General features: G+C 39.1%; 13 protein-coding genes. All 13 read right to left on the minus strand.

Annotation, left to right across the window (positions count from 1 at the left end; translation table 11 throughout):
• Positions 1–60: 60 nt before the first annotated feature.
• Positions 61–921: a ParB/RepB/Spo0J family partition protein gene (locus J1899_RS22125; protein WP_066441898.1), complete on the minus strand. Its 861-nt coding sequence runs from the start codon at positions 919–921 to the stop codon at positions 61–63.
• Positions 914–1,675 (minus strand): ParA family protein, encoded by a 762-nt coding sequence (locus tag J1899_RS22130; RefSeq protein ID WP_066441896.1) that lies wholly within the window; start codon positions 1,673–1,675, stop codon positions 914–916. Before J1899_RS22130 ends, J1899_RS22125 begins: the two co-directional genes overlap by 8 nt.
• Positions 1,676–2,100: 425 nt before the next feature.
• Complete coding sequence (locus tag J1899_RS22135; RefSeq protein ID WP_214476811.1) at positions 2,101–2,925, minus strand: DUF817 domain-containing protein; 825 nt, start codon at positions 2,923–2,925, stop codon at positions 2,101–2,103.
• A gap of 37 nt (positions 2,926–2,962) precedes the next feature.
• Positions 2,963–3,190: a helix-turn-helix domain-containing protein gene (locus tag J1899_RS22140; protein ID WP_066441889.1), complete on the minus strand. Its 228-nt coding sequence runs from the start codon at positions 3,188–3,190 to the stop codon at positions 2,963–2,965.
• A 10-nt stretch (positions 3,191–3,200) separates the two neighbouring features.
• Positions 3,201–3,683, minus strand: coding sequence for a DUF2975 domain-containing protein (locus J1899_RS22145; RefSeq protein WP_066441887.1), 483 nt, complete (start codon positions 3,681–3,683; stop codon positions 3,201–3,203).
• Between the two features lie 209 nt (positions 3,684–3,892).
• Positions 3,893–4,762, minus strand: coding sequence for a nucleoid occlusion protein (gene noc / locus J1899_RS22150; RefSeq protein WP_066441881.1), 870 nt, complete (start codon positions 4,760–4,762; stop codon positions 3,893–3,895).
• Positions 4,763–4,893: 131 nt separating this feature from the next.
• Entirely contained in the window at positions 4,894–5,610 is a 717-nt protein-coding gene (gene rsmG, locus J1899_RS22155) for a 16S rRNA (guanine(527)-N(7))-methyltransferase RsmG (protein WP_066441880.1), read from the minus strand.
• A gap of 28 nt (positions 5,611–5,638) precedes the next feature.
• Entirely contained in the window at positions 5,639–7,528 is a 1,890-nt protein-coding gene (gene mnmG / locus J1899_RS22160; protein WP_214476813.1) for a tRNA uridine-5-carboxymethylaminomethyl(34) synthesis enzyme MnmG, read from the minus strand.
• Positions 7,529–7,640: 112 nt separating this feature from the next.
• Positions 7,641–9,026, minus strand: coding sequence for a tRNA uridine-5-carboxymethylaminomethyl(34) synthesis GTPase MnmE (mnmE, locus tag J1899_RS22165; RefSeq protein WP_066441877.1), 1,386 nt, complete (start codon positions 9,024–9,026; stop codon positions 7,641–7,643).
• Between the two features lie 349 nt (positions 9,027–9,375).
• The gene (gene jag, locus J1899_RS22170) at positions 9,376–10,002 is read right to left on the minus strand and encodes an RNA-binding cell elongation regulator Jag/EloR (protein WP_214476815.1); all 627 of its coding nucleotides are present in this window, start codon (positions 10,000–10,002) and stop codon (positions 9,376–9,378) included.
• The gene (spoIIIJ, locus tag J1899_RS22175) at positions 9,999–10,787 is read right to left on the minus strand and encodes a YidC family membrane integrase SpoIIIJ (RefSeq protein WP_066441872.1); all 789 of its coding nucleotides are present in this window, start codon (positions 10,785–10,787) and stop codon (positions 9,999–10,001) included. The genes jag and spoIIIJ overlap by 4 nt, the downstream gene beginning before the upstream one ends.
• Before the next feature lie 238 nt (positions 10,788–11,025).
• Entirely contained in the window at positions 11,026–11,397 is a 372-nt protein-coding gene (rnpA, locus tag J1899_RS22180; RefSeq protein WP_214476817.1) for a ribonuclease P protein component, read from the minus strand.
• A 245-nt stretch (positions 11,398–11,642) separates the two neighbouring features.
• Positions 11,643–11,777 carry a 50S ribosomal protein L34 gene (gene rpmH / locus J1899_RS22185; RefSeq protein ID WP_066441866.1) on the minus strand — a complete coding sequence of 45 codons (135 nt, stop codon included), beginning with the start codon at positions 11,775–11,777 and terminating at the stop codon, positions 11,643–11,645.
• Positions 11,778–12,657: the final 880 nt, after the last annotated feature.

A 12,657-nucleotide genomic window follows, 5' to 3' on the forward strand; every position in this document is an offset into this window, starting at 1 on the left:
CCTATTCCTCTTATAAAAGATCTTTTGGAATGAAAAAAATAACCATCATGGTTGTGATGGTCACATATCTGATTCTTCAGAGCCCAGTAACTCGATAATGCGCTCTAAATCATCTTTAGAGAAAAATTCAATTTCGATTTTCCCTTTTTTCTTGTTCTTGTTTTGTTTAATAATGACATTTGTTCCAAAACGCTCACGCAGCGATGTTTCCTTCTCACGAATAAAGACATCTTTTTTCTCTGGCTTTTTTGTTTCACGTGAAACATTTTCATTGATTTGCTGAATGAAGCTCTCGAGCTGTCTTACATTCCAGCCTTCTTTGATCGTTTTTTGCACAACCGCATTCAGTTTGTCTTTATTGCGAAGTCCGAGCAATGCTCTTCCATGTCCCATGGAAATTTTCTTGTCAGTAATAAAGGCTTGAATTGCAGGCGGAAGTGATAGCAGTCGAATATGATTCGCAATATGCGGCCGGCTTTTGCCAAGTCTTTTAGCAAGCTCTTCCTGTGTCAGTTTAAGCTTGTCCAAAAGGAGCTGATAAGCAGAAGCTTCTTCAATTGGTGTTAAATCTTCCCGCTGTAAGTTTTCAAGAACAGCAAGTTCCATCATTTGCGGTTCTGATAAATCACGGATGATAACCGGTACTTTATCAAGCTTCGCTTCCTTTGCTGCGCGATAGCGTCTTTCCCCGACAACAATTTCATAGCCTTTAATGCTTTTTCGAACAATAATCGGCTGCAGGATCCCATGTTCAAGAATAGAAAGCTTCATCTCTTCAATTGAGTCTTTGTCAAAGACCTTCCGCGGCTGATACGGATTGGGGCGAAGCTCTTTTAAATTGACTTCTTGAACCATTTCCTCTTGATTTTCGTCCATATTTCCAAAGAAAGCATTGAGTCCTTTTCCTAACCCTTTAGCCATTCGCAACCACTTCCTTTGCCAAATCTAAATAAACTTCTGCTCCTCTTGACTTTGCATCATACGAAATAATCGGCTGACCATGACTTGGAGCTTCACTTAGACGTACATTTCTTGGAATGATCGTGTTATATACTTTATCTTGGAAATATTTCTTCACTTCTTCAATTACCTGAATGCCCAGGTTCGTTCTAGCATCCAGCATAGTCAGCAAGACACCTTCTATTTTAAGGTCTTGGTTCAGATGCTTTTGCACGAGGCGAACTGTATTTAATAGCTGACTTAACCCTTCTAATGCGTAATATTCACATTGAACAGGAATAATGACCGCATCTGAAGCTGTAAGAGAGTTAATGGTCAGCAAGCCTAGCGATGGCGGGCAATCTATAAGAATATAATCATACTCATTGTTAATTTCATCTAGAGCCCGTTTTAAACGTACTTCCCTTGAAATCGTCGGAACAAGTTCTATTTCCGCTCCTGCTAAAGAGATTGTTGCAGGAATAGCAAATAAATTCTCCACAGAGGTTGGCTTAATCACCTTGGAAGATTCTACATCATCTACTAAAACATCATAAATGCACTGATCAACATCGGCTTTTTCAATACCAACACCGCTGGTGGCATTCCCTTGCGGATCAATATCAACGAGCAGCACCTTATACCCCATATGAGCAAGGCATGCACCTAAGTTGACAGAGGTGGTGGTTTTCCCTACTCCGCCTTTTTGGTTCGCAATGGATATTACTTTGCCCACGATGTCACCTACCTTCATATCAAAAGTTTCTATTAATAAATGGTCTATTGGTAAAAATAGAAATCACGTATTCTATTTTATCATGAATTGATTAGGAGAATCATTTTTTATTCGGTAGTTTTGTAAGTTAGTGTGATTTCGCAGATAGTTGCTATTAATCGAGTCCGTTCCATTGCGCTGCGGACAGTCGCTTTCCGCGGGGAGGAAGCTGAGCCTCCTCGGCAAGCCTGCGGGGTCTCACCCTTTCCTCTACTTCCCGCAGGAGTCGAGTGTCCTCCGCTCCATTTCACTCATATTCAAAAAATATATCAGAGTAACAAAAAACCGAATGATTAGACATGTTTCCCCCTAATCACTCGGTCTCTTTGGATTAAATAATATGTCCCAGCCTGTTTATAGAAAGTATTATTAAAGGCGGCATTTATTTATAGCTTCTGCTCAGTTATTTTTACAGTGCTTGTTTGTTTGTCATACGTTTTGGAGTCAAATGGCTGGTTTCGTTTTACTTGTTTTAAGGTTGCGACGATGAGGAAGCTGACTATGACGAGCAGAAGCCATGAGCTGACCTTTCCTAGGTGTACAAGACTCCAGGCCTCTGTCTGGTTTGGGTATTGCCAGGCTCCAAAGAAGGTAGCAATATTTTCTGCAATCCATATAAAAAATCCGATTAAAATAAATGAAAAGACAAGCGGCATACGATAAAGAGATCCATTCACTTCGTATGTAACCGAAGATTTCCAAAAGACGATGATAACGAGAGCAGATAGCCACCAGCGGATATCCACCCAAAAATGATGTGTAAAAAAGTTCAAGTAAATGGCAGAAGCAAGAGGTACAACAGCTAAAAATGGCGGCCACTTCACTAGGTTAACATTCAGTCTTCTCCATGCCTGACAAAGATAACTGGCTACACTGGCATACATAAATCCGCTGTATAATGGTACTCCCAATATTTTAAAAAATCCTTCTTCTGGATAGGACCAAGACCCCATATGCACTTTAAAGAGTTCCAAAGCCAGCCCAATAATATGAAATAAGGTGATTACCTTCAGCTCATCACGCGTTTCAAGTCCGGAGCGCACCATCCACCATTGCATGAAAAGGCAGATGAGCAGCAGCCAGTCATATCGATACAAAAAAGGAAGCTGAACAAACTGTGTCAATGCTAATGAGGCAAAAATCACAACAGGAAAAAGACAAGATAATGCCTGTTCCCAGCCAAAATGCGTCAGCTGTTTTAGTGCCCTCATAGATTTACACCTCCATTTTTATAGCTTCATACATGCTCTAATTTTCATTTTGATCTTTTTCATCTCTTTTATATTCTAAAATATCTCCAGGCTGGCATTCTAAAGCCTGGCATATAGCTTCTAATGTTGAAAAGCGAATCGCCTTTGCCTTTCCATTTTTTAAAATTGAAAGGTTTGCCATCGTTATTCCAACACGCTCCGAAAGTTCCGTTACGCTCATTTTTCTCTTTGCCAGCATGACATCAATATTAATTATAATTGCCATTATGTTCACCTCAGACCGTTAAATCATTTTCTGATTTGATATCGATTGCTTCTTGAAGCAATTTTTGCAGTACTGCCGCAAAGACAGCAATGACCATTGATGCAAAAGGCACGAGCAATCCGACAAAGATGACACCTGGAGCATCATCCATTTCCGCAAACAGATAAAATAGCGGAAGTGCGAGAATATGCAAGCTGCTGATGATGATGGCACAATATTTGATCTTCTTTAATGCCTCTACAGAAATTTGTGAGAAAGCTTTGTTGCTGTCGATAAAGCGCAATAAGTTAAATGCCTGATATAAGGCAAAATAAAAAGGGATGGCTGAACCCCAAAAAATCATATAAACCATATATCGGATCGCAGGAAAATCAGGAAGCAATTCTGCTGCAACCTTTCCTAACTGGGGCACTAAGAAAATGCATAGTGCAAGAATTGGTATCCCAATAAAAATCACAGCGATTTTCAAGAAAAGCGTTGATACTTGTTTCATAAATACACCTCACTTTTATTATTACTTTTTCAATTTACCATGTAATTTATCGTTTTTCAATAAATATTTATTATTTATTATGTTGTTTTTATTGAAAAACAAACCAAAAAAACATCTTTTTTTTAAAATACACATAAAAAAAAGACCAAATTTCATTGGTCTCGAGATTATCTATAATAAGTTTGAATAGGTAAGATTCTAAAATAAGATCATTTCTTTTTCGGAATTTTAATGGTAATTTGATAAAACTCGTCAAATTCTTCTTCTTCTGAGTTTAAATTGATTCCGCTATCCTCTACCATTGACAGCGATTGACGGATCGTATTAACTGCGATTCGCATATCTTTGCTGAATGCTTTTCTTTTTGGCTTTGGCTTAACCTGTTTCTGCTCAAGCATTTTGACAACTCGGTCTTCTGTCTGCTTAACATTAAAATTTTTATCAATAATCTCCTGAAGAAGGAGAACCTGCTTTTCCGGATCTTTTAAAGGAATCAGTGAACGGGCATGCCGCTCCGTTATTTCTTTATTTAAGACAGCTTCCTGAACTTGCTCAGGCAGCTTTAATAAACGCAGTTTATTTGCTACAGTTGATTGTCCTTTTCCTAAACGCTGTGCAAGTGCTTCTTGTGTCAAATTATGCAGCTCTAATAGCTTCCCGTAAGCAACCGCTTCTTCAATCGGAGAAAGCTCCTCGCGCTGTAAATTTTCTATAAGTGCAACTGAAGCTGTTTCTGTATCGCTTAAGTTTCTTACGATGGCAGGCACTTCGGTCCACTCTAATTTTTTCATGGCACGCCATCTGCGTTCCCCAGCAATGATCTCGAACTGATCATCCGCATACTCACGAATAACAATAGGCTGAATAATGCCATGGATATGAATGGTACGCGCAAGCTCTTCTATTTTTTCATCGTCAAATACCGTTCTTGGCTGAAAACGGTTAGGCACAATTTTATCTATCGGTATTTTTTTCACTTCATCGTGGTCAGAAACTACATCTATTTCAAGCTTATTTTCTGTTTCCACTTCTTCTCCCTTTTCGCCTAGGCCAAAAAAGCGTGAGAAAGAATTTTTCATCACCCTGCACCACCTTTACGAAACTCCCTATTACATATTCTCTAGTGATATGACAAATCCTGCATGATAAATATAACATGTTTTGTACATTAGATGTCTTTCATTCTGAAAAATACGCCAATATTCTATTGTTATTCAATTGGTGTTTTATTTGGTGTACCAGGCTTTCTTGGGTATTTTTTCGGTGTTTGTTTTTCTTTTTCAATGATTAAAATATTTCGTTCACTTTCCTCTTGAGGCAATGTAAAGGTATGGCATTCTTTTAAGCGGCCGCCAAGAGTTGCGATTGCCTTCTTTCCAGCATCGATCTCTTCCTTTGCACTAGCACCCTTCATTGCAACAAAAGTCCCGCCCTGTTTTACAAGCGGCAGACATAGTTCACTTAGCACAGATAACCGTGCTACAGCGCGTGCAGTAACAACATCATATGACTGTCTATGGTTTGGGTTTTGTCCAAAGGTTTCCGCTCGATCATGAATAAAGCGGACATTTGTCAGGTTAAGCTCCTTGGCTAAATGCTCTAGAAACCCAATTCTTTTGTTGAGTGAATCTACAATTGTTATATGTAAATGCGGGAAAGCAATTTTTATAGGAATGCTTGGAAAACCAGCACCTGCCCCTACATCACAAAGATGCAGCGGTTCGTTAAAATCATAATAAAAGGCTGCGGAAATGGAATCGTAGAAATGTTTTAAATAAACTTCTTCCTTATCCGTAATTGCTGTTAAATTCATTTTCTCATTCCACTCAACCAGAGTAGAATAATAAATTTCATATTGTCTGATTTGCTCAGACGAAAGGGAGATCCCTTTCGCCGCAAGCATTTCAGTAAATTCGGTCGTGTTCATCGGTCAATCCTTTCTCGCTACTAGCAGATTAGTCGTTTGCTATTTTTGCAATTCTGCCTTGCTCCAAATAAACAAGTAAGATGGAGATATCCGCCGGATTGACGCCGGAAATTCTTGATGCCTGTGCAATCGAAAGCGGCCGAACTTCTTTTAATTTCTGTCTCGCCTCAGAAGCTAAACCATGAATGGCTTCATAATCAATGTTCTCAGGGATTTTCTTATTTTCCATCTTTTTCAGCCGATCTACTTGCTGAAGAGATTTTTCAATATAACCTTCATATTTAATTTGGATTTCTACCTGCTCGGTCACATCTGCATCAAGCTGTACATCTGCAGGCACAAGCTGATTGATATGGCTGTAGTTCATTTCAGGACGCTTTAGCAGGTCAGCCCCGCGGATACCATCCTTAAGCTCACTGCCGCCAAGTGATTGAATCAGCTCCTGAACTTGTGCTGTTGGTCTGATCATCACTGTTTTAAGACGTTCTTTTTCTGTTTCTACTGCTTGCTTTTTCGCTGTGAAACGAGCAAAACGATCTTCTTTAATTAATCCAACCTTATGACCCAGTTCAGTTAAGCGCAGATCCGCATTATCATGGCGCAGCAGCAGACGATATTCTGCACGTGAAGTCAATAGACGGTAAGGTTCATTTGTCCCTTTTGTCACAAGATCATCAATTAGTACACCAATATAAGCATCAGAACGGCTTAATATCACTTCTTCTTTGCCAATTGCATTTAAACCGGCGTTCATTCCTGCCATTAACCCTTGGCCAGCCGCTTCTTCATAACCCGATGTACCGTTAATTTGACCGGCCGTATATAAGTTTTTAATCTTCTTCGTTTCAAGTGTCGGCCATAGCTGTGTCGGTACAATGGAATCATATTCAATTGCATAGCCGGGACGCATCATCTGTACATTTTCAAGACCTGGGATGGTCTTAAGGATTTTATGCTGAACATCCTCAGGCAAGCTTGTTGATAATCCCTGCACATAAACCTCTTGAGTGTTTCTGCCCTCAGGCTCTAGGAAGATTTGATGGCGCGGCTTGTCGTTAAATCGGACTACCTTGTCTTCAATTGAAGGACAATAGCGCGGGCCCGTTCCTTTAATCATGCCTGAATACATCGGTGAACGATGCAGATTGTCATCAATGATCATATGTGTCTGTTCATTTGTATAAGTCAGCCAGCATGGAAGCTGATCTGTAATATATTTTGTTGTTTCAAAAGAAAAAGCACGAGGTACGTCATCACCTGGCTGTATTTCAGTTTTGCTGTAATCAATCGAGTTGCTGTTTACCCGAGGCGGTGTCCCCGTCTTAAAACGAACAAGATCGAAGCCAAGTTCCTGCAAGTGCTCTGAAAGTTTAATGGATGGCTGCTGATTGTTCGGTCCGCTTGAATATTTCAGTTCTCCTAAAATAATCTCGCCGCGCAGGAAGGTTCCTGTCGTAATAACAACTGATTTTGCCTGATAAATAGCACCTGTTTGTGTGATGACACCTTTACATACGCCATTCTCAACGATTAAACGCTCAACCATTCCTTGAATTAGCGTCAGGTTCTCTTCGTTTTCCATCGTTTTTTTCATTTCATGCTGATAGGTAAATTTATCTGCCTGTGCTCTTAATGCCCGAACGGCCGGACCTTTACCTGTATTTAACATCCGCATCTGGATATGGGTTTTGTCGATATTTCTTCCCATCTCTCCACCTAATGCGTCAATCTCTCTAACAACGATTCCTTTAGCGGGTCCACCAACCGATGGATTACACGGCATAAAGGCAACCATATCTAAATTGATTGTAACCATCAGCGTTTTAGCACCTAAACGTGCTGAAGCCAACCCAGCTTCAACACCTGCATGCCCAGCACCAATGACGATTACATCATAATTCCCTGCCTCATACGGCATGTTCTTACCTCCTATTTAGAAAAGCGCAAGCCCTTGCTCAGCCCCGACAATGGATCACTGGCTAGGTGCTGCTGCTAGACAAAGTTCTTAATTCTTATCTTTATTATGTTTCCTATTTTCCTAAGCAGAATTGAGAGAAGAGCTGATCGATCAAGCTTTCATGAACGCTGTCTCCAATGATTTCCCCAAGCAGCTCCCATGTTCTTGTCAGGTCAATTTGAACAATATCAATTGGTGTACCCATTTCAACACCTTGTATGGCCTCATTAATGGTGTTGAGTGCCTGATTTAATAATGCAATATGGCGTGTATTTGAAACATACGTCATATCGCCTGCTTCAATCGAGCCGCTGAAAAATAAACTGGCAATCGCTTCTTCTAATTCATCCACGCCCTGCTCTGCCAATAAAGAAGTCGTCACAAGTTTATGATTTCCTGCTAATGTTCGAACCTTGTCCATATCAACTTTTGCTGGCAAGTCCGTTTTATTAACAATCACAATCACATCCATGCCTTCGACAGCTTTGAAAAGATTCTCATCTTCCACACTGAGTTCATCTGAGTAATTCAAGACAAGCAGAAGTAAATCAGCTTCCTTTAAAACCTGTCTCGATTTTTCTACTCCGATTCGTTCTACAATATCCTCAGTTTCTCTAATGCCTGCTGTATCGAGCAGCCTCAATGGAACTCCCCGCACATTAACATATTCCTCAATGACATCACGGGTAGTACCAGGAATATCTGTAACAATCGCCTTGTTTTCGTGTACGAGACTATTTAGCAGGGAGGATTTACCGACATTCGGACGGCCAACGATCACTGTTGATAGGCCTTCTCTAAGAATTTTGCCCTGCTGTGAAGTTCTCAGCAGTTTTTCAATTTCCTTTTTAACAATCGCGGATTTTTCAAGCAGCATTTGATGGGTCATTTCTTCGACATCATCGTATTCCGGGTAATCAATATTGACTTCGACATGGGCCAGAATTTCTAAGATTTCTTGTCTTAACCCTCTAATCAGCTTCGATAATCTGCCTTCCATTTGTCCTAAGGCAACATTCATCGCTCTATCCGTTTTTGCGCGGATAAGATCCATAACTGCTTCAGCTTGCGACAAGTCAATCCGCCCATTTAAGAAGGCTCTTTTGGTAAATTCCCCAGGCTCCGCTAAACGGGCACCATGGTTAAGAAGCAGCTGAAGAACACGGTTGACAGATACAAGTCCGCCGTGGCAATTAATCTCAACTACGTCCTCTTTTGTAAATGTCTTTGGCCCCTTCATAACAGAGACCATCACTTCTTCGGCAACTTGTCCTGTGCCCGGATCGATGATATTGCCATAATGGATCGTGTGCGTGGGAACTTCCTTAACCTTTTTCCCGGATACACCCTTAAATAGTACATCTGCAATTTCAAAGGCCTGCGGACCGCTCAATCTGACAATCGCGATGGCGCCTTCCCCCATTGGCGTCGAAATAGCTGCAATTGTATCGAATTCCATCATTTTGTTCACCTCTCTTTATTCCTAAACTATCTATAAGATCAAATGAAATTTTATTTCCCAAAAGTTCAGCATATCATATCCATATCTATTAGAAAAGCAAACAAATTCAATTGTCCACAGAGCTACAGCTTATACTCCGTCATTTTATCCACAAATCGTCTTTTTGATATGCTCTATTTTAACTTATCCACATGTGAATAACAATAAAACGGAAATAGAATTAACAATTCCAATCATCCACAGAAATGGTTGCACGAAAAGATAGAACGCTCGTTATCAAGTGAAGTAACTAAAGCTTTATTTTCACGCAAAAAAACCTCAATCCATAAAGATTGAGGTCTGCTTTTTATTTCGTTTTAAATGGTTCAATGACAATATGACGATGCGGATCATTGCCATCTGAGTAGGTTTTAATCTTTCTATTGCCCGCCAGTGCCGAATGTATCACCTTGCGTTCATAAGAAGGCATTGGCTCCAGTGCAATTTTTTGACCAGTATGAACAGCTTTAGAAGCAAGTCTTTCAGCCAGCTGTATCAATGTATCATTTCGACGCTTGCGGTAATCCTCTGCATCAAGCAAGACATTAAAATACTGATTAGAATATCGATTGATCACTAATTGTGTCAGATATTGCAGTGAATTAATGGTTTGTCCTCTTTTACCGATCAAGATGGCAATTTTATCTCCAGATAATATAAATTGGACATTTTTTCCGTCTTGTTTCACTTCTACTTCGATCAGCGCGCCCATTTTTTCACCTATATCCAATAAGAACTTTTTTGCCTCTTCTATTGGATCTGGCTTCTTAACAGCTTTCACAACTGCTGGCCGGGAACCGAAAATTCCAAATATCCCCTTCTTGCCTTCATCAATGATCGTAATATCTATGCGGTCTTTCGTTGTGTTTAGTTGAGCTAGTGCTGAGTTTACTGCTTCCGTGACGGATTGTCCTGTAGCAGTTATTTCGTTCACTTTTTCGCTCCTCCTGCATTTCCGGATACTGCTGCTTTCTTCAAATCCGGACCTTTAATGAAATATGTTTGGATAATCATGAAGATATTTCCGACTACCCAGTATAATGAAAGTGCTGCTGGGAAGTTAATCGCAAAAATAACAATCATGATTGGCATTAGCCAAAGCATCATATTCATTTGAACAGCCATTTGCGGTGTATGCTGTGTACCAGCCATCATCATCTTTTGCTGAATGAATGTTGTACAGCCTGCAATTAACGGCAGGAGATAAATAGGATCTGGTGCACCTAGGTCAAACCATAAGAAATTATGGTTTGCAATTTCTCTTGTTCGGGAAATTGCATGGTAGAAGCCTATTAAAATCGGCATCTGAATAAAGAGCGGCATACATCCAGCTAATGGGTTTACACCATGAGTCTGGAATAAAGCCATTGTTTCCTGCTGAAGCTTTTGCTGTGTTTTTTGATCTTTTGAACTATATTTTTCACGCAGCTTCTGCATTTCCGGCTGTAGAGCCTGCATCGCTTTAGAGCTTCTTGTTTGCTTAATCATTAATGGCAAAATCAATAAACGGATGAGGATTGTAACAATAATAATAGACAATCCATAGCTTCCTCCAGCGAATTCAGCAACTTTTACAATAAAAAGAGAAAGCGGATAAACAATGTATTCATTCCAGAATCCTTCACTATCAGATGTAATCGGTTCATTAAATTCTGTACAGCCTGATAATAGTACTGTTACAAGAATTAAACCAATTATTAACGGTATTCTTTTCTTCAAGCGTTTTTTCCTCCTTAATGCCAAGTACATAGTTATTTTTTCTATCTCAAGCCTGTCCAACCAGGGCAAAAAGTTCGCCTTCCACAAGAATATGCGTAAATTCTGACCCTAATTCTATCTTAGATAAAATTTAACTTCCTCATTTACACTTTCTTATCTTTGAACAACTGGCCATATGTATTGTATTTTAACATCTTTTACAATATAAGTCTTACTATATTAAAAGAGAAATCCTGAACTATTCTTTTTTTGCATTATTACCATTGTAGCTTCGATCCAAAACTCTCGATAGCTTTAAAACATGGATTAGACTTTTTTTCACTTCATGGAAATCCATTTCAGCAACAGGCTTTCTGGCAATGATAATATAATCGAAATCATTTTTCAGTTCGCCGTCTAATTCGTGAAAAACTTGGCGTATATAACGTTTAATTTGATTTCGTTTTACCGCGTTGCCGAGCTTTTTACTGACTGACAAACCAATGCGAAAATGCTCCTGGCTGCTTTTATTTAGGGAATAAACGACAAATTGCCGATTTGCAAATGACTTGCCCTTTTTAAAGGCATTCTGAAATTCTTTATTCTTCTTTACTCTAAACTCTTTTTTCATGTCATTTACACCTTCTTCATGCAAAGCTCAGCTACCTCTCTACCTCTATTCTCTTTATCTCCATAAAAGCAGAGAACGATAACGAAGCATATTGATCCAGATTTTGATGATCACAGCAATGATCACTGGTTCTAGTATAGCCATTCCTTTAATGATATATATTTTGAACTTCATTTATATTTACATTTTAATTTATCCTGAAATTTTCAGGATAGTAGAAAAAAGACCACTGACGTTTCAGTGGCCTAAGCAGATAATACTTTTCTTCCTTTACGGCGGCGACGAGCTAAGACGTTACGTCCGTTCGAGCTGCTCATACGGCTGCGGAATCCGTGAACTTTACTTCTTTTACGCTTATTTGGTTGAAAAGTTCTTTTCATTATATGACACCTCCCTGAGGAATAGCTGTTTAAGACAGTCTTTCTAATTATATAGATGACACCCCTAGGATGTCAACTCCACATTCAGCTTGTAAAATACATACCTTAGAATTTTAACCTTTTTTTCCCGAAATGTCATCTGCAAATTTTTTCTTTTTTTTCTTTTGGTCATCTGGAGCCGCGATCTGAGCTTTTTTGTGAATAAAATTCAGCAGTTAAGACATCCTCTTACTAGACACCATTAAGACTGTTCTCCAATTAGCAAGCCATGATTACGGTTATTACTTCAGAATTAATGCTGATGGTTGAAATCCCCCTTTTATTAAAAGAAGAACAGATCATTTTGATAAGACATTCGATCGCTTTTTTTCGCATGTTGATATTTGTACATATTTCTTTGCACTGAAACATGCTCCTTACACAATTAGTCTATTGAACAAAAAACATGCATTTAGTGTTCATTTTTGTTTGTGGATGAATTTTCGACAATTTTTATGTTATCCACACCACATATAGACAGGTTTTTCACAAAAACACTACCTGTGGACAATGTTTGTACACATGATCTGAACCTTGTGGATAACAGTTTAAAAAACATTGCAACGTCTATTATTATCTGTTATCATATTTGTGTTTTCACACTTAATAACACACTGTGAATATCTTCTTTATCCACAGATTGTGGATAACATGTGGACAGGTTATCCAAGCCCATTGTAAAAATTTGTCCACAGGCAGTGGATACTGTCGAAATTCCATTATACTTCCTTATTATATATTTTTCCACATACACAGTTTCGTATATTTATAAATTTATAGGTTAGAAGCACTAATAGCCTGCCATTTTGTGCACGAAACGAACGGCAAAGGAGGGAAAACA

The sequence above is a fragment of the Cytobacillus gottheilii genome, assembly GCF_018582665.1.
Classification (GTDB): domain Bacteria; phylum Bacillota; class Bacilli; order Bacillales; family Cytobacillaceae; genus Cytobacillus; species Cytobacillus gottheilii.